Source organism: Gordonia sp. (in: high G+C Gram-positive bacteria) (assembly GCF_049647785.1).
Taxonomy (GTDB): domain Bacteria; phylum Actinomycetota; class Actinomycetes; order Mycobacteriales; family Mycobacteriaceae; genus Gordonia.
The window spans coordinates 1-20,625 of the sequence record NZ_JBARYI010000029.1; the positions used below are offsets into that span (position 1 = coordinate 1).

Here is a 20,625-nt window from a genome sequence, read left to right on the forward strand (position 1 = left end):
GCCAGCAAAGCCGAGGTGGCGCCATCGAAGCGGCGGTTGGCACGCTCGAGGACCTCGGCGGTTTCGAGGAGTTGGCCCTCGGTGGAGGCGGTGAACACCGAGCCCGCCAGGTGGGTGGCGACCGTGCCAGCCAGTTCGGCGAGCTCAGCCGGGCCGAGCTCGGCAACTGCTTGGTTTAGGTCCATCGGGGTCACCTCCTCGCGTTCATCGTGAACTTCGTGAAGTAGTTCACTGCGTGTTCGTTTGTATGTGTGAACACTATCGCGACCCTCTGACAATTTTCGCCGTCTGCAGTTTGGACCCCTCGTCACCCATTCGGACGAACTGACGCACATCTGCGTCGACCCCTCTTCACCTGCGGGATTATCGAAAAACAAGCACAAATTTCCCAGCGACACCGCGCAGATTTGTCGGACGCCGGGCAGGCTAGAACGGGCAGCAATGAACCTTCGAAAGATCAGCCGCGGAGCACTAATTTCCCTAGCCACGACGTCAACACTTCTTGCCTCAGCCTGCGGATCGTCCGACAAGGTGGCGGCCCCGTCAACGGTAACCGCGACAGAGACGACCACCGAGACCACAACTGTGACCCGGTCTTCCAAAACCAGTCCGACGACCGCTGAAACTCCGACTGAACCAGCAACGACCACGGTAGAGGCCACCACGACGCCTCCGGAGACAACCCCGCCGCCGCGCCCGAACTCGAGATCCGGTCTGACCACGTCCCAGCAGAATGCGGTCGCGAAAGCGTCCGACTACCTGTCGATCTCCGCTTTTTCACGAAAAGGCCTCATCGACCAACTGGTTTACGAGGGATTCAGCACCAACGATGCCACCGTCGGGGTCGACAACCTCAGCACCAACTGGACAGATCAAGCGGCCAAGAAGGCCGCTGAGTACATGTCGATCAGCGCCTTCTCTGAACAAGGACTGGTCGACCAACTCATTTTCGACGGCTTCACTCCATCCCAGGCACAGTCGGGTGCCGCAAGCCAGTTCTGATCACCGAACCAGCAGGTCAACAACAATTTTGGCCGACGATGTCACAAACTGCACCTCTATCTCGTCCACCTTCTGACCAAACAAGACACCAGGAGGACACCATGAGTGCACGCGTAAATTTCTTCGGCAACGACACCACAGCGAAGCTGATGAAGTACATCAATTCGGCGGGCAGGGTGATCTCGGAATCATCGCTACCCGCAGCTACCGGCGAACTAGTGAAGATCCGCGCCAGCCAGATCAACGGGTGCGGATTCTGCACCGACATGCACACCAAAGACGCCGCCCACGCTGGGGAGACAGCCCAGCGACTCAATCTGGTCGCCGCTTGGCGAGAAGCGACCGTCTTCACCGATGCCGAACGCGCCGCACTCGCCCTGACTGAGGAGGGCACCCGCATTGCGGACGCGGCGGGCGGCGTTTCTGATGAAGTCTGGGCCGACGTCGTCGAGCACTTCGACGACGACCAGCAGATCGCGCTGATCGGCCTCATTGCGCTGATCAATGCCTACAATCGGATGAATGTCATCGCGACGATCCCAGCGGGAAGCTACACCCCCGGACAGTTCAGCTGACATGTCCACTCCCGCCTTGCCCGGCGCTGAATCGGCGGCCGAGACATTCGAAAACCTGCGGCCCCGCCTCATCGGGGTCGCCTACGGACTGCTCGGCAGTGTCTCCGACGCCGAAGACGTGGTTCAGGATGCGTGGATCCGACTTCAGGGCACCGATATCGACAGCATCGACGACCTCACCGGCTGGCTCGTGACCACCACGTCTCGACTGGCCTTGGACGTCTTGCGGTCGGCACGAGTCCGGCGGGAGAGTTACGTCGGCCCGTGGTTACCCGAACCTGTCGAGACCGCACCCGACCCGGCCGACTCGGTTGGGCTCGCGGATTCGGTGTCGTGGGCGATGCTCGTGGTCCTGGAGACGCTCAGCCCCGCCGAACGCGCGGCATTCGTGCTCCACGATCTGTTTGGGTTGTCGTTCGACGAGGTCGGCACGGCCCTTGGCCGCGCACCAGCGGCATGTCGGCAACTCGCATCGCGCGCCCGCTCACACGTCCAGGAGCGTAGGCCGCGATTCGACGTCGATCCGTCGGCGCATCACGACATCGTCGACGCCTTCGCCGCCGCATCAATGTCCGGCGATCTCGACGGACTCCTGCGAGTGCTGGCCCCGGACGCGGTACTCACCGCGGATGGCGGCGGCATCGTCCAAGCCGCCCGCCATCCGATCGTCGGTGCGGCCAAGATCGCTGCCTTCCTCGCCGGCATCTCGAAACGCCACGGACCAGAGAAGGCGATGCGCACGACCATCGTCAATCACAATCCAGCGCTCCTGGTCTTCCTCGGCGACCAACTCGACGGCATGGTCGCACTCACCATTTCCGATGGCCTTATTGTCGCGATCGACTACGTCCGCAACCCGGAAAAGCTGACGCACGTCCACGGCTGACGGCACTTCTCAGTCAATCGCACGAACAATCGGCGACGTCGCTTGACCGTTCGCCGAACCATGGGCTCAGATGGACGCATGGGAGATGAATTGTTTGAGCATGAGACCAAAGTTGACCTGAGTCGCGAAGAAGCCGCACAGCGACTCCACGATCTGGCCGACGCGATCGCGCGCCACAACGAGGTGTCGTACGTGCAGAACAATAAGACTGTCCGGATCGACGTCCCGGACCGAGTGAAGTTGAAAGTCGAATTCGAGCGCGGCGACGAATCGGAGATCGAAGTGGAGATCTCCTGGTAGGCCGCTTCACGAGGCGGGCGTCGACGACACCAGTCCGTGGTCGAGGGCGTACAAACTCGCCCCCACTCGGTTCGACACCCCGATTTTGGAGTAGCAGCGTTCAACGTGGTTCCGTACGGTCTTGACGCTGAGGAACAACCTCTCGGCGATGTCCCGGTTCGAAAGGCCGCGTGCGACGAGTTCGAGGACCTCACGTTCGCGCGGAGTCAGCACTTCGGAATGCGGTTCGTGCCGCAGCAGGTTTCCGGTGGCGGCCGCGATCACCGCCTCCGCGCAATCCCGGTCGAGGGAACCGGCGTCACACCGGGTCCGCAGTCGCCTCGCGGCCATCGGTGCGGTCATCGCCTCGCGGTAGGGTCGCGGCTCCACGGCAGACTGGTAAGCGACCGCGGCGGCCAGCAGACGTTCCGGGCGCCCCAGCGACGCCCCGCCCAGCCCGAGCGGATAGCCGGTTCCGTCGATTCGCTCATGATGCGCACGGGCGACGGCCCGGACATCGTCCAAACCCGGAATCCGATGCAGCGCTCGCTCAGTGAGATAAGGGTGCATGCGAACCCGCTCCCACTCGGATGCGGTCAGTGCCGCCGGGGTCGACCACACGTGATTCGACACCCCGAGTCGTCCGACATCGTGCAGGTGGCCGGCCCGACGGACTGTGCGCAACTCGCGTGGGCCGAGTCCAATCAGCTGACCGCTGCTGCACGCAAGCGCTGCCACCGACCGTGAATGCCCCAGCGTGAAAGGGCATTTCAGATCGACGAAGTCACCGACCGCGGACAGCAGTACGTCCAGTTCGGCATCGTCTGTCACCGCTGTTCGGTCCGGTGCTATCGCGATCGCGGTTGTCCAACCGTCCCGGCCAGACAGCGCGGCCAGGAGCTCGCCCGGTGCGGCCAAGACGGCGTCGACCACTTCAGGATCGAACTGTCCGCCGCGACGACGCCGCAACATCTCCACCGCCCCATCGACACCGTAAGTGCGGTAGTGCACTTCCGCCACGTCGGACACCTGAGCCACACGCATCGGCATCGGGATCGACGTCCCCGATGCCCCCGTCGGCAGTCCGTCACCGTCGAACCGCTCGAAGGTGAACGCCAACGCGTGCTCCACCGATGGGCTCAGTCCCATGTGCCGTGCGAGCAGGGCGGCAGATGCGCAATGGGAATGGATCATGGTGGCGAGTTGCCCTCGCGCATCACGAAACAGTGCCGCGAGCACCTTCAACCGGTCCGGCAACGGCTCGCCGCGACGCACGTTCTGCACCAAGAAGCGCAGGTAGGGCAAGCCGGACCAGTCGACCAGATAGGCATCGTGCCGGACGGCGATGTCGTCACCGAACCAGCGTGCGTACTCCTGCGAATCGGCGTGACAGCCGATCCACATGAGCAGCGTCGAATAGTAGACGGCCTCGCGGTCGGCGGCTTCGAGGCCAAGACGGTCGGCGACCCGGCAGGCGATGATCGCGGACCTGAGCATGTGCTCGGAGGGTTGCCCCAGTCCCAGGTCGATGGCAACCGACAGGCCGGCGAGCACCTCTGCCCGCCGGGGAGCCACGACTTCACGTCGCTCACCTGCGCCCATCATCCAATTCTGCGACGGCCTGGATACCAATTGATAGTGCCCGCTGGTACCGGTGATGAGGTCAGACGAAGTTGGACGGCCGCCTCGGAGCCTGTTCACGTCCCGATCCCCACGGTGCGCCGACCGCCCTCCGAAGTCCGGACGTCGGTGCCGAACCTGGCTCGACCGACAAAGAACAGTCCGCGCTGCGGGAGCCAGAAATCGCCCAGTCGAGCCTGAGTGTCCAGCGGTGCCGGATCGCCGAAATCCTCACCGCTCAGCGTGGCTGTTGATTCGACGACCCGCCATACGCGCAGCGGTGCCGCGCGGAATCGCTGGCCGTTCGGCGCAGTTCCCGCCAAGCGAATTCGGCCGGAGCCGAGGACGCCGCTCGCCATCGGCCCCATCACCTGGAGTACCGCGGTGCTGTTCCAGGCCCACTGGGGCGTCGCGCCTCCCATTGTTGTCATCGCCCGCGTCGCCAGCCCGGATCCGAGTCGGACCTGCCACGCCAATCTGGTGCCCTTGGTGGTGTCAGTGTCCAGGGCTACGTTGAGCGTCCAATCGTCCTGCCACCGAAGGTCAATTGCGGAGACGCGGACGGCGTGATCGGATCCGACAAAGTAGCGCGGACAACTCCGCTCCGGATCGGTGGTCGTGTAGATGGTCCACTCCCCTTCCGGGTCGCGGTGCCAGACGGTGCGATAGGCCGGGCCGACGGAACTGGCCACCATTGACCGAAGCGCGAGGTAGTGGCCGCTGGAGAAGGGCAGACCCATGATGCCGAAGCCGGTGAATCGATCGTCGTTCCCACCAACCAGGTACGGGTCGGCGGTGAGTGCGTGTACTGAGGTGCATGGTGTTGTGTTCATGACTTCAGCATCGGCGTCGGGCAGATCGATGACATGAGGCATCGGCCTCAATTCTGGTGCGGAGGTGTCAGGGCTCGATCCGCAGGACGCGGTCATCACCGGGATCGGGATCGCCGCGGCCGTCGGTGTTGTTCGTGAGCACCCACAGGGACCCGTCCGGGGCGACGGCCACATCACGCAGTCGGCCACGCTCGCCGGACAGGTACTCGGTCGAGGATGAGGTGTCACCCAGAGGGACCTCGCGGAGACGCTCGCCGCGCAAATTCGCGATCCAGATCGAGCCGCCGGCTATGGCCATTCCGCTGGGACTGGCGTCAGCGGGGTTCCATTGTTGGACGGGATTGGTGAAGCGGCCATCCTGGGCGATGCCCTCGACCGTCGGCCACCCGTAGTTACGACCGGGCTCGATGACATTGAGCTCGTCCCAGGTGTCCTGGCCGAACTCGGTCGAGTACATGGTGCCGTCCTCGTCCCAGGCGAGACCCTGCGGGTTGCGATGCCCGTAGCTGTAGACCGGAGAACTGTCGAACGGGTTGTCGGCCGGCACGTCCCCATCCGGAGTCAGCCGCAGGATAGTGCCCGCCAGAGAGCCCCGGTCCTGCGCCGCTGACCTGTTCCCGGCGTCGCCCACGGTCACATACAGCATGCCGTCCGGGCCGAAAGCGATCCGGCCGCCGTTGTGGTTGCCCGCCGACGGGATGCCATCCAGAAGCGTTTGGGGCTCTCCGAGGCTGAGCGAGCCAGGTTCGCCATTCAACTCGAAGCGCTCGAGGCGGTTCTCCTCTTCTGCGGTGTAGTAGGCGTAGAGGTGGTCGTCGTGAACAGCGATGCCGAGCAGGCCGCCCTCGCCCATCGGCGCGACACCCTCGATTTTACCGACCTCGCGCGAGAGCCCGCCAGCTTTCAGCTCGACGATCCGGCCAGAGTCGCGCTCGCTGATCAGGGCAACATCGCCGTCGAAGGCGATCGACCAAGGCGCGTCCAGACCGGACGCGACCGTCGTGACGTTCCCAATGGAGGTGCGCTCGCCAGGTCCGGAAGCCGAGGACGTCGAGCTTGGCTGCCCGGAGCGCGAGTTGTCCGAACTGCTCGCACAGCCGGTCAGTACCACGGCGGCGACGAGCGGCGTCAGCGCGGCAGCAGCTCCGCGGCGGACGAGCAATGGCGTCCTCATGTGAGTTCCTCGCCGCCGAAGAACGTGGTCATGATGGGTCCTTCCGTCGGGCGCGAGGTCCGTGGAGGCGGCCTTGATTGCCGTCGGACCGGATCGGCTCCGCGGCGCAGCGCCGACCACGCTTCAACGCTACGCGACCGGAAAGGCGTGCAGCCCAGCGTCGAACTTCGCCGAGCCATTTAACGCACTCCCCCCGACAACGAAGAAACCCGCTCCGACCGTAGTCAGAGCGGGTTTCTTTCAGTGGAGCTAAGGGGACTCGAACCCCTTTCTATCTTGGGCGTTTCTGCCTTTGACCTGGCGTTTCGGTGTTTCGGGTGCGATTTGTGGTGTGTTGGCGACCTGGGGATATGCGTTGTGGTGTGTCCCGTGGACACACTTGGTTAGGGTTTTCGGCATGGATGGTGACGAGTACGCTGAGGACATCCCGGACCCTGGCCTGCCGCCGGTTGTGGCGGCCTGGTTCGAGGACATGCGCATGCTTCATCGGTCGTGGCGCGGAGACCCCGGCCCTACAGACGACGAAAGCCGCCCCACCTGAATGAGGTGGGGCGGCAGTCGAGCGTGGGTTGTGTGATGTCGTTAGGTTGGGATGACTTCGACGTATGCGGCATTGTTGATCGTGACCGCACCAAAAGGGTCGAACTGTGTCTCAATCCAGATAGTGTCACCGTTCGCCACCGTCCGCGGTATGGACCAGTTAGGTACCGACCAGCCAGCGGAACCATTCTTCTCATAAATGGCGATCTGTGTGCCGTTGTGCATGAGGTAGACGCGGGACCAGTTGCCGCCACCACCTGTTGTTGACAGGTTGTTTGTGGCGATTGTGGCCGCACCCGCACCCGAGACGACCAGCTTGTTACTGGTGATCGTTGCGGGGTAGGTGCCGTCACTGTTCCAGTTGGGGACGATAGCGCGGGTGCCACTCATTGACTGGCTACCATTCTTCACCATCCGCTGTCGGGTGAGAGAGACCGCTTCCGTCAGCGCAGTGAGTGAGGCTGTCGCCGTGACCTTGGCCGACACCGGAACCTTCACCGCCGCCGACACCACACCCGAAGCTTGGGCGCCAACCGTGCGGACCTCGATCTTCACAACACCAGCCGAAAGTGCGCCCGACGTCGTGGACTGTGCGGCCCGCGTGAACTGTGCCGCCACCAACGCGGACAGAACACCGTGCGCCGAGGCTGCGGCGTCACCAAACACACCACCATCGAACGCGAGAACCGCATCGGCTGCGATAGGTGCAGGCAGAATCGTGGTTCCACCATCAGCAACAACGTCCGCCGACAGTGATGCTTCGGCTGCGAGTGGTGGCCCATCGACCGTGGCGAGTGGTGTTTGTTCCGCCGTCAGTGCCCCAGTGCCGGTGAAGTCGGCGTCGGCCGCCATCGCCGCGTAGACGTTCGCGGTGAGGTTGGCTGTGGCGAACATGGCAGGGTTGACGCCTGCCCCCGCGAGGACGGTGAACGCCGCCGATGTTGATGCGGCCAGGGGTGCGGCGACCGCGGTCACTGCTACCAGGCCGCCTACTGCACCGGATGCTGCGACCGCCGAAGCGATCGCGTTCACGGCCAAGGTCATCGAACCCGAAGCCCGGAACACTGCACCGCGCGCCTCACCATCCACTGTGGTGAGTTCAAGGTCTGCGAACGCGGTGAAGGATGCGATGATCTCGACTGGCATCTGTGGCACAAACCCTGCTGGCATAACGGTGACACTGCCGTTCGGGAGAGCCGCGATGACGACGCTCCCGGCAGGTAGTGCGCCTGCTGTGACGGTGCCGTCAGGGAGCCGCCCTTCCGTCTCGATGTCAGGCAACCGCCCGAGCGTTGTTGACGGTTTGGGGAGTGGTGCGGTGAGTGCCACAGATGCCTGCCTTTAGGAGACCGTAATCGTGGGTGTGACCAGCAGTTTTCCTTGCGCACCTAGCGTTGTTGATGTGATCGCAACCTTCTCCACCAGCGTCCCACCCGACGATGCTGTGAAGATCCCAACATGGGTGAACGTGCCAGCAGGAAGATCGATCTCAACCTGCGAGCCGGTGGCGATGCCGTCGACCGCGCCACCTGCCCATGTGGTTTGTTTGCGGGCGTACGCGGGTGAACCACCGGATGCTTCGGTGGTGCCGCCTGTGGTGTAGACGGCGACCCAGGAGCCGAGGTTGGTGAATGCGGTTGCCAGTGCTTCTTTGGTGGAGTCTTGCGAGAGTGCCATTTGATTCTTCCTTTTCTTATTGGATTCGTTTGACGGTGCCGAAGTACCAGCAGTGTTCGAGTGATGGTGTGTCGGGGAAGCTAATGATGAGTCGGTAGTTGGTGCGGTCGTCGATGAGGTCGGCGGTTTCGGATTCGGTGCGGAATCGGATCATGTCGGGCAGGACTTCGGCGGCGTCCCATGTTTCGAGGATGGTGGCGTCGGTGTCGTTGCCGTCTGTGAATTCGATGCGTGCGGTGGTTGCGGAGTTTATAGGTGGGTCGCTGGCATGTTTTTTGAAGTCGGCTATGTAGTCTGCGCCTCGGGTGAGGATGAGGGTGTCTTTGATTGGCTGGTTGCCGCTCATGGTGTTTCCTCCGTTTGGGCTAGTGCTTGTTCGTGTGTGGTGCCTGGCGGGAAGGTTCGGATGGGGGTTAGTCCGTTGGTTGGGTCGCCGTCCGCGTCGATGGGTTGGCCTTCCGGGTCTGCGAGGAAAACGAGTGTCGGGCCTGGTTCGGTGCGGTTGATGCGGATGCTGCCGAGGATCGGCGCAAGACCCGCTGGGACCGGCTGAACGTCGGCGGGGACGGTGATGAGGACGTGTGTGCCGTTGTTGAGTCGGTAGTGGTTGGTTGTTGATGCCATGTGCGGGAGTGCCGCCGCAATCAAAGTCATGAGTGGTCCTTATCGGTAGAAGATGATTGCCAGGCCAGCGCCGCCGGTGCCGCCGGTGCCCGGCGTCCCGGAACCCCCGAAAGTTACGTCCGTCCTCCCGCGACCGCCGCCACCGCCGCCACCACCACCAGGAAAGCCACCAGCACCACCCGAACCGCCGTTCGTTGCCGTTCCCGAGAGAAAGTTCGAGCCGCCACCGCCACCGCCGCCACCGCCGCCACCACCGCAGGGGACGACCGCAGATGCTGCGACTGACCCGCCACCTGTGCCTGTGCCACCATCGGACCCGCTCTGTGCAGCGGCTGCGCTGCCACCTGAGCCGCTGGTAGCAGCGGGCGATGCCCCCCCATTTTGTCCACCCGTAGACGCGCGTCCGCCGCTTTGCCAGAATCCGGTGCCGCCCGTTCCGCCTGAGGCGGCCTGCGATGCTGTTCCGGTGTAACCGAACTGGGTTGCCATTGCGCCGCCGCCGCCGACAACTGCTTCCGACAGGATCGCGCCGCCAGTGCCGTTGGCTCTAAATTGTGTTGCGGCACCATTGGTGCCGACCACTACGCCGAGCGATGAAAAGGCTGATGGGTCTAGTGCCTGAGCCTTGTGCCCGCCGCCCTGCCCGCCCTGCCCACCATCGTTGCCACCACCGGCCCCATTCTGACCGGCCGCGATACCGACAACGATTACCTCGGTCGTGCCTGCCGGTTTCGTCCACGTCGTCGTTGCCGTGATGTTGACGCGCGTATAACCGTCGCCGCCGACCATCGCCTTAATCGCGGCCATTGTGTCGAATACGTCAGGGTCCGCACCATCCGACGAACCACCAGCCCAACCCTCAGTAATCCCAGACGAAACACCACCAACCTGCTGCTGCAAAAACAACTGCATAGCCTCCTGGCCCAAAACCTCACCCTCAATAGGGACAATCGGACCAGTCACGATGCAGCCTCCAAATCATTATTACGAATCATCAACCTGGTAGTCGCATACCCGCCACGAATACCCCGAAAAGAACCACCAACCACCGGAATAGAACCAGTCCACGCACGAACCTCAACAGTCCAATCAGGCTCCAAAGCCTCAACCGTCGTCACATTCGTCACCGTAATATCCCGATCAGATGAAGCCTTAGCCAACACGCCCTCACGGACAGCACCAGTCGCATCCCGCAAAAGGATCTCCAAGAATGTTTGTGGAGGCATGAATACGCCACCCCAAAACTCGACCTGCGCCGTAATATCCCACTCGCCCGCGAACGCCAAACGCCAACGACCATCACCCAAGTTCGTCACATTCTTCGGAATATGCGTCTGAGAAGTGAAAGGCATCCGCGTCGGTGTCGTCGTAGTACCAGGTGAGGACGTCATAAACGATGTTGCTTTGCCTGTGGAGGCAGTCAGGGATTCTTGGTCGGCGCGTAATGATTGCAGGTCGGCACCCTGGGCGTCAGTGATATCAAACAGGTCACCAAGGCTGCCGAAGATACTTGTCACGTTCGAGAACAGTTGAGTGATCTTGTCAAAGATCGACCCGATACCAGAATTGTTTGCGCGCCCAACAAACTGCCCATCAATCTGCTCACGCCAACCAGGCTCATCCCTCGCAGCATGAGCACCCAAACCCAACAAATTAACAGGCTGAGCACCCGGAACATTCGGAACAGAACCAGGCCCAACATTCGGAGTAGTCACGGTTCCTCCGGATGATACTTCGCAGCAATCCGATCCTGCCGAGCCGTCGCCGCATACATCTCACGCATAAACTTGCTCAACGTCGTGCCGTGCGCATCCTGCTTCGAATCAATCCGATCAACCGCATCAATCAAACGATCAATGTCATCACGAAGATTCGTGTCATGCGTATTCGACACCTGCTCACGCACCTCTTCAATCGTCGCCGACTGCCGCTTATGCTCACGCCGACCACGCCACGACTGCACAGCCCCCGCCAACGCAGCCACCGCGATAATCGACCACACAATGAACTCAAACCACGAATCGATATTCGAGGGGCCAGCCATCTACCGACCCCACGAATCAGTAGCCACCGGACGCTGATCGGCAACCTCTACCGCATCAACCTCCGCAACCACCCTCGCGTTACCACGCGGAGTAATCCCATTCGGAGTCGCCCGCGTAACCAAAACTGAAGCCACCGCAACAACCGAACCAATCACAACCGCCACCGCAGGAGGCAGATCGGTGTAAGTAGCGGTGGCCCAAGTCCCGAGGGTGACGAGCATTGAGCACGCCATCACAATCGTGTTCGCATAACGCGCATACCAAGGCTGAGTCTTCAATGCGGCATCAAGGATGGTGCCGATCATGTTCGCGTTCACTTGCCACCCCCGAGTCGTTTGAAGCCTGCGATGATGCCGTCACGCAACGTCAACTCGCGGCCCTCAGCGTCCTTCCCGAACGACGACGACTCACCCCACGACGGATGCTTAGGGCCAAGCTGGTCGAAAATCACGCGCGTCTTGTCGAGCAGTTCTTGCTGCTCCTTGTCAGACAAAGCCATCAGAAAACCTCCGGTCGGGAGTAGTTGCGCACCCACGTCGAGTGCGCGTCGGTAGCGGAGTGAGCGGTCTTCGAGACCGTTCAATCCGCCGTTGATTGCGCGGGTAGCGCCATTGAGGTCGCCCGCATCAGCGAGAGCGTTTAGTTGCGGTCGGGCGGCGACCCAGTACCAGACCGGGCCGATGAACCCGTACCGATCCGACGCAAGCTGCTGCGGCTGGTCAACGAAGAACGTCGGCGACGGCACCAGGCCCTTGCTGTGCGCCCACCTGGAGCACTCGGTGTAGTTATGCCGACCCGTCACCTGAATCGGACCGCGGCCCTTGAACCGGCGCCCATCCCCCGGCTGCGTGTTCCCGAGGTCGCCGCGGCCCTCGTACGCGGATCCGTCTGCGATCTCTTCCATCCACCGCAGCCCACCCGATTCATGACCGAGCTGCGCAACCCACATCGCTGCGCGCCGCACGGTCGTGATGTCGGCGGCGCGCATGGCATCAGCGAACGCCGGAGCCAACGCACGATAACGATCCATCGCCACCGCGCCACCCATCACCTTCGACAAGACAGCAGCGAAATCGGTCTGCTGCTCCTTGTAGATGCCGAGGTACCCGTCGAGAAGCTTCCGAGCGAACGCAATATTGCGGTCATCACCTTCACGGAACGCCATCTGGTAATGCATCGGGTCTGGATAATTCCAGTCGCCACCCCAAAATACGGTGCCCTCAAAAAGCCTCAGCCCCTCGCGGACCTTCTTAATCTTCTGCGGCGACATGACATCAGGCTCATCGACTCCCCACGGATACTTAGGCGCGAGAATGTCAACCGCCGTCCCACTGAGGTGGTTGCTTGTCGTGACGTCGTTAGTGTTAGACCAACCCCACACTGGCGTGGTGATTTCCTCGACATTGCGGTCATACCAGTAGACCCAAGCACCCAAGATTGTCAGTGGGGAACCAGAACGCAACGGTGCTGTATCGACCAGGAACAGTTCTGGAATGGTGACAATCCCACACTCGTCCCGGTTGCACATTCGCCAACCGTTCTCGGAATGAGTGTTGCCGTACGCGGTTCTGAAACTCACGGAACCTCCTGGAAATGAGTCAGCCCCCGACATTGCGGGGGCCGAACGAGTATGTGGTGACGCTATTTGCGTTTCGGTTTCTTAACATCCGCCAAAGGAGAACCCTTCAGCGTGCCATTCGCGCGACGATCCCGCTGCTCAGCAACAAACCCATTAGCCTCAGCCTGAGTCGCCCGCTTCACCCGAGCCCGCTGACGTTGTGACGGAGTAGCACCATGCTTCGGCAGGCGGCCGTCAGCGCGCATCGCCTCCACCTTCAACCGCAGATCCTCAGCCTGTTCATCAGCCAGCCGCGCATACTTCTCCATCGGCGTTTCAGGCGCAGGAATGTCCTCGTCATAGACCCACTTCCCTGCGGCCTCGTGACGGTCGAGTGAGGTGCCTGCCTCGTAGTGTTTGATGGGGTCGGCAACAATCCGAACACCCAACTCCAACAAGTGTTCGGCTACGTCGCGCCAGTACCCTTCGCCCATCACCATCGGCGCACCCACCACACCCGGCAAACCAACAAACGTCGCCGTCAACTGGTCGATCGCCTCAGCACGCTCGAGCTCATCCATATCGCGGTACTGCTTGAACGTCATTTCTAGAACACTCCCAATTCAGAGGCGGCAGAGGCTAAGCCTTGGATTTTGCGGATCATCATGTCCACCGGATCCTCATCAGCCTTGGGTCCGAATTCGGCTTCCCACCGCGCGAACTGGTGTGCTTCCCAGTCGAGGGTGGCTTTAGACATGCGTTCGACGTGAATGTCTCGGCGCGTATCACCTTCCACCTCAAAGCTCGCGCGGTCGCCTTTGTAGAGGTGTCCGGTGCCAGGCCACCCGATCAAATACGGGCCACTGCTGGTGAACTTGATGTTGGCGGATTTGGTGCGTCTGGTTGCGACGATCGCAGTCCGAATCGCCAACAGTGACGACAGCGTGTAAGCCTTGCCTGGTAGGTCGATGTGGTATTCGAGATACCCTGATGACCCTGCCTGTTGTTTTCGGTGCGGGAGTTTGACGCTAATCCAGGCGAGAACCGTGTCCGTATAGAACGGTGCCAGCAACGCATCCACCGAGCCGCCGATACTACCGACCTGCAACAACCCGCCAATAATGTCGAAACTGGCTTGGATGCCCGCCGAGATCGCCTCATTCACGCCAGGCATCGAATGACCACCAGTGTTGATGATCATGCCCTTGCTCGGCGTCGTCGTGAAGTTTGTTTCCTGACCCCAGTCACGAGGGAAGTGGACGAACGGGAAACCCTTCGGCGTCCCAAACATGTCCTCATAAAACTCGCTGGGCCACGACGGTTCACCAACCAGTTCGGTTTCGGTGTCCTCGATCATGTCGCCAACAATCTGACGCAGGGTGCGGGTGAATCCGTCGAAGATGCTGCCACCATTGGCCGCACCCTCCATGTGCCCTGACTTGTCCACGATGTCAACAATCAACGCGCCGTCTTTGAGGTCGGCTCCGGGCCACGGCTCAGGATCACCAGCACGGTAGCGTCGCGTCACAACGGATAGTTCTGCGTCCTTCAGGATCATTTCGGCACGGTCATGCCACTTCCCCCACCGCGAAACAAACATCCCCCACGTCGTACCCGCAGCCATGTCCTGAGCGAACGTCGTCGGCGCAACAACAATGTCCCAGTTAGACATATCCAGACCGTCGAGCCACGAAGACGGATTCATCGGATCGTCAGGGATCTGCCAAATACTCGAGTTGATGCGCCACAAGTTCACGAACAGCGCGGTCTTCAAAACCCATATTGCTGGGCCAGCGAGCAGGAAGATACGGGGAAACTGGAAAATCGCCGGAAGAAACGGATTCGACCAGCAGTCAATCCACTTCAGATTCTCGTAGTCAGTGAGGAACGTGACCGTGAGAAGCCGCTGCCCCTTCGGATCCTTCGAAACCGTCTTGGACTCGTAGCGGGCAGTGACACGGACACCGTTCTTCTCCACATCAATGTGGAAGTTCTCGCCCTCACCGCGGGCCATACGGCCCTTGTCGTCGGCCATCCACTGCGCGACCGGATGATCAAACGGCAACGTCAACTCGACCTGGCCGGAATCGTTTTCCGGGTCTTCGACGTGCAACTTCACCACATCAAGCAACAGATGCTGCAACCGCTGATGCCCATCAAAGATGAACACCGCAGGTGGTGCTTCAGACTCGAGCTTTAGCCGGCGTTCTTCTGCTTCGGTCGCCGCCAAAATCGCCTCGCACTGCTCCTGCAAGGTGAGGCCATCCAACGTTGGTGCGGTCACAGTTCACCCCCCACAGGTCGTGTCCATCGTCTCGGCTGATGCAGTTCCGCACGCGCACCCGACGACGGCGCACCCGACACCGAAATCGGCAACAACGTCTTCGGGGTATGCGGAGGAATATCGAACTTCACCCACTTGCCATTCATGCGGCCAAGCAGATTAGCCCCAGTGAATGTTTGGGCGTGAATCTTGCGGCGCTCGCGGGTGACCTTCGCACCCTGATCAGCAGCAGTAACCGTCACTGTGACGTTACGTGTGGGGAACTCCCCACCCGGTGCACGCTTACCCGGTGCGCCCACCCACGACGGATCAGGCACCAACCACGTCCCCTGCGTCAAAATCCAGGTGTGCCGCATCTCCGTGTCAGTCGGATTCGAAATCTCAATAAACCCCGACCCTGATGCACCCGACGTCTCAAACGTGGTGACCTTCTTCTTCGACTCAAACAACGGATCACCAGACCTGAGCGCATAGCCGAGCTCCCACACCTGCTTGCTGTACGGGTCTTGCCGCATCTTCATCTCAGGAGCCTCCCGAAGAAGCACCTCCAACCAGCGGACCCCCGACAGTTCAGACTCCACCTCGACGCGGGTGTGCTTAAAGTTCGGATCCCAACGATCCGCGCGCGCACCAAACTCAAGCCGAAACTGCGACTCCAACTCGCCGCCACGCGACCGCGCCAACTCATCAGAAAACGCAAACCCTAAATCCAGATCGCGGGGTAGGAACCGTTCGCCCGAGAAGATCGCACCATCAGTGTCCTCAATCCAATCGGTTTCGATCGGCGCATCCATCAACCCCTTCACCGATTCCTCCACCAGCGTCAGACCCGCGGTCCTACCGCCCTTTGACAGTCCGCAATGCGCAGGCCACCGAATACCGGACCTGCCGACCAATGTGATGTCGATACCAGCCACGATTTATCGGCCTCCCGATCCTGCGTAGATTCGCCCACGGTCACGCTGGCGTGCTTGTCGGTAGTACTCGCGGTCATCACGGACGGTGACGTTCGTGGTCCCGAGGTTGGCGTCCCGAATGACACCGATCAGTTCACGGAGCAGGCCGACAGTTTCACCATCAGCACCGAACCCGTTCCGCATCCCCTGCTCGAACGCCGCAGTTTGCGACGGCGACAAGACACGCTCAGGCTTGATCGTGTTCTTCAGCATCATTCCGACGCCCTGAGCAACACCACCAGCGTCATACCAGTTGTTCGCCTTATGGAACTCTTCGGCCGCGGTCGGGACTTTGTAGCGGCCCTCGACGTACTTGTCGAACGCCTTCGCCTGCTCAGCCGGATCCAAAGTGTTCGGATCGACACCAGCCGCCCGATACACTTCCTCACCAGCCTGAATCAGACCCCGGTACTTACCGTTAACAGCGTCAGGCTTCCACGACGACTCCTTGTTGACGATCCAATCCGTTGCATCCCACTCGGCACCGGTCCGCCACGCTTCACGCAGGCCACGCTTGAACGCATCCTTGATGCCATCAATGCCCGTAGCAACAGTGTCGCCACCTGTGTCCTCACCCTCGGCAGGCTCATGCGTCCCCGGATCAGACGGCACACCCTGAGTCTGCGGTTGCGTGCCATTATTGCCGCGACCTTGCTCAAACTGGTTCCACGCCTTCAACACACCAGGTGAATCGTTGATACCGAAGACCCCGAGAATGTCAGCAACGTTCTCGGACACGAACGCCGACGCCGCATTACCGAACCGTGAACTGATCGAATCGCCGCCACCAGTACCAGTGCCGGATGTTGAACCTGACTGGCTCCCTGGCTGGTAGTTCGGGTCAGCCTCATGCTGGTCCTGGAACGGACGGAAAGGATCAAACGACGCAGCGCCAGCCTCAACCGGCACAAACCAACGATCAGTGAACTGCGGATCATTCGCACCCACACTGCCGCCGACCATACCGCCGCCGTAACTGCCGCCCATCTCCACGTTCGTGCCATCAGGGAGCGTCCCCGCAGTATGACCGCCACCAGGGCCACCATTCATGAAGCCGACACCCATCGTGCCCGGCTGCCAATCGCCCTGCTGATAGCCCATCGCCGCCAAATCACCAGCAGCAGAACCGGTAGACCAACGCCCACCAAACGGCGACAGTCCGACCGCGGCCCGAGTGAACGCCGACATGGCCCCGCTGCAATCGCCCCAGTTGACGCCACCCCAGTTGTACGGGGCACCAGTCAACGGACCAGAAGCACCCTGACCATCAGCAAGATCCCGCAACTGCTTACCCGAGAAACCGCCGTCAGCAAACCGCGTCAGCCGATCCGCGCCAGCCTTCTGCAACAACTTCGACACCGCGCCACCAGCAATACCGCCCAACAAACCCGACACCGAATCGGCCGGCACCAACGACATCCCAAACATCTCAGCAACCGTCGCCAAAATGTCAGTGCTGCGCTTCCGCTTACCGGGCGCCAACGGAATGTACGCTTCGCCGCCAGTCTCTTCCTCAGCGAAAATCGTGCCCGCACCCCGACCCGCAAACAAATCAGCATTCTGCGGCTTACGGATCTGCTTAAAACCACCATTAGCAAACGCCTCAGCAGCAGCAATACCACCATTGACATAAGGGACAATCGCACCATTCGCACGACCACCAAACCATGAGCCAGACAATTCATTACTCGCCTGGGCCACAACCCGGATCGTCTTCATCTCATCCTTGGTCCACTCAGGCTTCTTATTGGCGTAATCCGTATCGTCAGCCTTAACAATGACCGTCTTACCGTTACGGGTATCCACCTCATAGCCAATGTCTCGCAACATCTGCAAGACAGGAGAACCGGCAGGAATGTCCGCGATAATCGTCTTATCGTTATTCTCCCGAACCTCAACACCCATGCCCTTGAGAAGCTGGTAGACAGCCTGACCACCAGGTGCGGACGTGACAACAGCCTTGCCAGCAGGGATCTGCGCGGCGGTATCTACAACATTCCGCAACTTCGCGCCAGCATCACCAGTCACGTCAACCTGAATAGTCTTACCGTCAGGCATCCGCTTAATCTTGACGCCCATGTTCTCAAGCATCGCAAGCGTCTGCTCAGACAGAACGCCGGTCTCAAACTCAACCTTCTTCGTGCCCGGAACAGCGTTCATCTTCGCGACAATCTTGCCGATATCCTGAGTAACCTCAGGAGCACCGGACAACTTCACCATCAAGTCAATGTTCTCGCCGCCACCGAAAGACGCATACAATTCACGGATCTTCTCGATCGGCCTATTCGTTGCATCAGCCAAACCCTGCAACGTAGCTTCAATCCGCTGATTCGCCGATGCGATCGCAGCCGGATCGCCAGAAGACGCCACCTGCTGCTGCTTCGTCGCCAAATCCTGCAACACATCGCTGAGTTTGCCGCCGGACTCACCCATCGCAGCCAACGCACCCGACGCATCAAAAGCATCCGGACCAATCGCAGCCGTAGCCTCAGCAGCAGAACGCAGCGAATCACCCATCTGCTTCATCGCGTCAGCCTTAGACCGCGCAGGATTAAGCGCATCCATCGCAGTCTTAATCGCAGTCAACTTGTCAGCAGCCGTAGCGGACTTATCACCAAGAACCCGCATCGCCTCGCCCACCTCGGCAATACCCGGGGTAACACGGCGACCAATCTCCTGCTGCTCCAACATGACGCCGCGCATACGGTCGAGATCGTCAGTCACAAACGCGACACCAGGCGCAGTCTGAACAAGCCTGGTCGTGAACGCTTCCCACTGCTGATTCGTTCCGAGCATCTGCTTGCCAAGATCGGCGTGAGTCATACCGAGCTCACGGAGCCCGTTATCGACCGCAACACCAAAGGTGCCGAACGCAGCACCGGTCTGCTTGATGTTGTCCACAAACGCATCCATGCCCTGACCGACAACCTGCAAAGTGTCGTCAGTCAACGCACCGCGAGACTTCTTCCAAGCAATACCCGTCTCCACCAGAGCCTTCGCCAGCGCCTCTTCCGACGCCTTCTGCTCCATAGCGCGAGCCTTCGCCTTCTCGTGCTCAGCAGCGAGCATCCCGACCGCGATACCCGCACCAGCGAGCGCGGCACCCCACGGGCCGCCGAACATGCCCATCAGACCTGAGCCCGCACGTTGTAGGCCGGTGAGGCCGACTGCGGCGACACCGGTAGTCCGGTGGAACCGTGTCGCGCCAGCAGCACCAACCGAGTATGCCGTCTTGACGGTATTGCCGAACGACGTCGCCTGCTGCCGGATACCGGACATCTGCCCGGCGACAGCATCCGTAACACGACCAATGGTTGACGGAACTGTCTTGAACAACGCCCACGCGCCAACGGCAGCCGTCACCAGAGCCGGATGCTTCTCCATCAATCCACCAATGAACTTCAGTGCCGGGTTCAGTACATCGAGCACACCCGTGACCGCACGCAGTGAACCAACAAAGATCTGCCAGGTGCCGACACCCACCGCGGCCGAAGCCTTACCGAGTTCAGTGCCGATCCGCACAATGTTCGGCCACAACTCCGAAACGGTCGCGCCGAGTGAACGGAACGCCGACACAGTGCTGTCGAGGAACCCTGAACTCTTCGCGGAATCCAAAGCCTGCTTCAGCTTCGGACCCCACTCGTTGAAAACCTTGTTCCCGAACGCGGCAGAGAGCGCCTTAACCTTCGGTTCGAGACCGTCGATTGCGTTCGTGATCGACCCGAAACCGGCAGGTAGTTGCTTGAAGAATGGTTCCAACGCCGACGCGCCGAGACGCCCGAGTGAAGCCTTCATGTTGTTGAACGCGCCGCGCACGGTGTCGCCGGTCTTGAGTGCTGCGCCGCCGATCTTGTCGTTCATCGCATCGGAGAAGTCTTGGAAACTGATCTTCCCCTTCGACACCATGTCGGCGATCTCTTCGGCGTTCTTGCCCATCTTCTTGCCGAGGATGTCGTAAATCGGGATCTGACGCTCAAGCATCTGATTGATGATCTCGCCGTCAACCTTGCCTTTAGCTGCGGCCTTGCCCCAAATCTGGCCCATGTCGCCAAGGTCGGTACCGGCGATAGCGGCCGAGTCAGCCACCCGCTTTAGAGTTGACTCCAACTCCTTGCCAGGCTTGATGCCAGCGGCGACCATCGTGCCAGCCAAACCAGCAGCATCACCCATACCGAACGCCGTACCACGCACCGCAGACAGTGCGTTGTCCATGATCTTCGATACGTCGGAAGCCGAGTTTCCGAGACCTGACAGTTTTGCCTTTGCTTGGTCGATCGCGTCTAGGCGTTGGAAGCCTTTGACCATGGCGGTGCCGAGGGTTGCGACACCTGCGGCGGCGGCACCAGCAGCACCAGCCTTGAGTGCGCCAGCGAGCGCGCCCGACATCTTCGACCCCATCGAGCGGCCAGCTTCGGCGCCCTGCGAGTCAACGCCACGAAGCGCAGACTTGATCTGCTTTGGTAGTCCCGAAGTTTCCGCGACGATTGACAGATAGGCTGTGCCGATTTCCACCATGTAGGCGAGTCCTCCAATGAAGTGAGCCGCGATTAAACACGCGCGGAATGTCGGATG

20 protein-coding genes and 2 pseudogenes are annotated in these 20,625 nt (G+C 61.0%); 5 read left to right on the top strand and 17 right to left on the bottom strand.

Going from position 1 to position 20,625, the window contains the following annotated elements:
- Nucleotides 1-185, bottom strand: a pseudogene (locus WBA38_RS03965) (hypothetical protein); the annotation flags it as partial.
- Between the two features lie 400 nt (nt 186-585).
- Between WBA38_RS03965 and WBA38_RS03970 the strand changes: the two are divergent.
- The 4 genes from WBA38_RS03970 (at nt 586) to WBA38_RS03985 (ending at nt 2,763) form a co-directional block, all read left to right on the top strand.
- Nucleotides 586-1,002, top strand: a complete 417-nt coding sequence (locus tag WBA38_RS03970; RefSeq protein WP_424293101.1) for an Ltp family lipoprotein — start codon at nt 586-588, stop codon at nt 1,000-1,002.
- Nucleotides 1,003-1,103: 101 nt separating this feature from the next.
- Nucleotides 1,104-1,577: a carboxymuconolactone decarboxylase family protein gene (locus tag WBA38_RS03975; protein WP_424322111.1), complete on the top strand. Its 474-nt coding sequence runs from the start codon at nt 1,104-1,106 to the stop codon at nt 1,575-1,577.
- Between the two features lies 1 nt (nt 1,578).
- A complete protein-coding gene (locus WBA38_RS03980; RefSeq protein ID WP_424322112.1) occupies nt 1,579-2,463 on the top strand; it encodes a sigma-70 family RNA polymerase sigma factor in 885 nt (294 codons plus the stop codon).
- Between the two features lie 78 nt (nt 2,464-2,541).
- The gene (locus tag WBA38_RS03985) at nt 2,542-2,763 is read left to right on the top strand and encodes an amphi-Trp domain-containing protein (RefSeq protein ID WP_424293098.1); all 222 of its coding nucleotides are present in this window, start codon (nt 2,542-2,544) and stop codon (nt 2,761-2,763) included.
- Between the two features lie 6 nt (nt 2,764-2,769).
- Here the strand turns inward: WBA38_RS03985 and WBA38_RS03990 are convergent, their stop codons facing one another.
- The 3 genes from WBA38_RS03990 to WBA38_RS04000 form a co-directional block, all read right to left on the bottom strand.
- Nucleotides 2,770-4,344 (bottom strand): HD domain-containing phosphohydrolase, encoded by a 1,575-nt coding sequence (locus tag WBA38_RS03990; RefSeq protein WP_424322113.1) that lies wholly within the window; start codon nt 4,342-4,344, stop codon nt 2,770-2,772.
- A 95-nt stretch (nt 4,345-4,439) separates the two neighbouring features.
- Nucleotides 4,440-5,237, bottom strand: coding sequence for a hypothetical protein (locus WBA38_RS03995; protein WP_424293097.1), 798 nt, complete (start codon nt 5,235-5,237; stop codon nt 4,440-4,442).
- 25 nt (nt 5,238-5,262) lie between these two features.
- Nucleotides 5,263-6,369: a PQQ-dependent sugar dehydrogenase gene (locus WBA38_RS04000; RefSeq protein ID WP_424293096.1), complete on the bottom strand. Its 1,107-nt coding sequence runs from the start codon at nt 6,367-6,369 to the stop codon at nt 5,263-5,265.
- A 397-nt stretch (nt 6,370-6,766) separates the two neighbouring features.
- Between WBA38_RS04000 and WBA38_RS04005 the strand changes: the two genes are divergently transcribed.
- Entirely contained in the window at nt 6,767-6,910 is a 144-nt protein-coding gene (locus WBA38_RS04005) for a hypothetical protein (protein WP_424322114.1), read from the top strand.
- A gap of 41 nt (nt 6,911-6,951) precedes the next feature.
- On the opposite strand, the gene WBA38_RS04010 is transcribed toward WBA38_RS04005, so the two are convergent.
- From WBA38_RS04010 to WBA38_RS04070, 13 genes and pseudogenes are all read right to left on the bottom strand, one after another.
- Nucleotides 6,952-8,238 (bottom strand): hypothetical protein, encoded by a 1,287-nt coding sequence (locus tag WBA38_RS04010; RefSeq protein WP_424322115.1) that lies wholly within the window; start codon nt 8,236-8,238, stop codon nt 6,952-6,954.
- Between the two features lie 12 nt (nt 8,239-8,250).
- Nucleotides 8,251-8,586, bottom strand: a complete 336-nt coding sequence (locus WBA38_RS04015) for a phage tail fiber protein (protein ID WP_424322116.1) — start codon at nt 8,584-8,586, stop codon at nt 8,251-8,253.
- 16 nt (nt 8,587-8,602) lie between these two features.
- Entirely contained in the window at nt 8,603-8,932 is a 330-nt protein-coding gene (locus WBA38_RS04020; RefSeq protein ID WP_424322117.1) for a DUF7264 domain-containing protein, read from the bottom strand.
- The gene (locus WBA38_RS04025; protein ID WP_424322118.1) at nt 8,929-9,240 is read right to left on the bottom strand and encodes a DUF7572 family protein; all 312 of its coding nucleotides are present in this window, start codon (nt 9,238-9,240) and stop codon (nt 8,929-8,931) included. Before WBA38_RS04025 ends, WBA38_RS04020 begins: the two co-directional genes overlap by 4 nt.
- Nucleotides 9,241-9,249: 9 nt before the next feature.
- Entirely contained in the window at nt 9,250-10,173 is a 924-nt protein-coding gene (locus tag WBA38_RS04030; RefSeq protein WP_424322119.1) for a hypothetical protein, read from the bottom strand.
- Nucleotides 10,170-10,925 carry a hypothetical protein gene (locus WBA38_RS04035; protein WP_424322120.1) on the bottom strand — a complete coding sequence of 252 codons (756 nt, stop codon included), beginning with the start codon at nt 10,923-10,925 and terminating at the stop codon, nt 10,170-10,172. Before WBA38_RS04035 ends, WBA38_RS04030 begins: the two co-directional genes overlap by 4 nt.
- Entirely contained in the window at nt 10,922-11,254 is a 333-nt protein-coding gene (locus WBA38_RS04040; protein ID WP_424322121.1) for a DUF2746 domain-containing protein, read from the bottom strand. Before WBA38_RS04040 ends, WBA38_RS04035 begins: the two co-directional genes overlap by 4 nt.
- On the bottom strand, nt 11,255-11,572 hold the full coding sequence (locus tag WBA38_RS04045) for a hypothetical protein (RefSeq protein WP_424322122.1): 318 nt from the start codon (nt 11,570-11,572) through the stop codon (nt 11,255-11,257). It lies immediately after the preceding gene.
- A 761-nt stretch (nt 11,573-12,333) separates the two neighbouring features.
- Nucleotides 12,334-12,834 (bottom strand): annotated as a pseudogene (locus tag WBA38_RS04050) (M15 family metallopeptidase); the annotation flags it as partial.
- Nucleotides 12,835-12,896: 62 nt separating this feature from the next.
- The gene (locus WBA38_RS04055) at nt 12,897-13,418 is read right to left on the bottom strand and encodes a phage gene 29 protein family protein (protein WP_424322123.1); all 522 of its coding nucleotides are present in this window, start codon (nt 13,416-13,418) and stop codon (nt 12,897-12,899) included.
- A gap of 2 nt (nt 13,419-13,420) precedes the next feature.
- Nucleotides 13,421-15,097, bottom strand: coding sequence for a hypothetical protein (locus WBA38_RS04060; RefSeq protein WP_424322124.1), 1,677 nt, complete (start codon nt 15,095-15,097; stop codon nt 13,421-13,423).
- Nucleotides 15,094-16,014 carry a hypothetical protein gene (locus WBA38_RS04065; protein WP_424322125.1) on the bottom strand — a complete coding sequence of 307 codons (921 nt, stop codon included), beginning with the start codon at nt 16,012-16,014 and terminating at the stop codon, nt 15,094-15,096. Before WBA38_RS04065 ends, WBA38_RS04060 begins: the two co-directional genes overlap by 4 nt.
- A gap of 3 nt (nt 16,015-16,017) precedes the next feature.
- A complete protein-coding gene (locus WBA38_RS04070) occupies nt 16,018-20,568 on the bottom strand; it encodes a tape measure protein (protein WP_424322126.1) in 4,551 nt (1,516 codons plus the stop codon).
- Nucleotides 20,569-20,625 lie beyond the last annotated feature (57 nt).

Bases quoted from the DNA above. Each gene is read 5' to 3' on its own strand.
- WBA38_RS04040 (WP_424322121.1), bottom strand. From the start codon at position 11,254: ATGGCTGGCCCCTCGAATATCGATTCGTGGTTTGAGTTCATTGTGTGG.
- WBA38_RS04025 (WP_424322118.1), bottom strand. From the start codon at position 9,240: ATGACTTTGATTGCGGCGGCACTCCCGCACATGGCATCAACAACCAAC.
- WBA38_RS04005 (WP_424322114.1), top strand. From the start codon at position 6,767: ATGGATGGTGACGAGTACGCTGAGGACATCCCGGACCCTGGCCTGCCG.
- WBA38_RS04020 (WP_424322117.1), bottom strand. From the start codon at position 8,932: ATGAGCGGCAACCAGCCAATCAAAGACACCCTCATCCTCACCCGAGGC.
- WBA38_RS03990 (WP_424322113.1), bottom strand. From the start codon at position 4,344: ATGGGCGCAGGTGAGCGACGTGAAGTCGTGGCTCCCCGGCGGGCAGAG.
- WBA38_RS04000 (WP_424293096.1), bottom strand. From the start codon at position 6,369: ATGAGGACGCCATTGCTCGTCCGCCGCGGAGCTGCTGCCGCGCTGACG.
- WBA38_RS03975 (WP_424322111.1), top strand. From the start codon at position 1,104: ATGAGTGCACGCGTAAATTTCTTCGGCAACGACACCACAGCGAAGCTG.
- WBA38_RS03995 (WP_424293097.1), bottom strand. From the start codon at position 5,237: ATGCCTCATGTCATCGATCTGCCCGACGCCGATGCTGAAGTCATGAAC.
- WBA38_RS04070 (WP_424322126.1), bottom strand. From the start codon at position 20,568: ATGGTGGAAATCGGCACAGCCTATCTGTCAATCGTCGCGGAAACTTCG.
- WBA38_RS04055 (WP_424322123.1), bottom strand. From the start codon at position 13,418: ATGACGTTCAAGCAGTACCGCGATATGGATGAGCTCGAGCGTGCTGAG.
- WBA38_RS03980 (WP_424322112.1), top strand. From the start codon at position 1,579: ATGTCCACTCCCGCCTTGCCCGGCGCTGAATCGGCGGCCGAGACATTC.
- WBA38_RS04015 (WP_424322116.1), bottom strand. From the start codon at position 8,586: ATGGCACTCTCGCAAGACTCCACCAAAGAAGCACTGGCAACCGCATTC.
- WBA38_RS03985 (WP_424293098.1), top strand. From the start codon at position 2,542: ATGGGAGATGAATTGTTTGAGCATGAGACCAAAGTTGACCTGAGTCGC.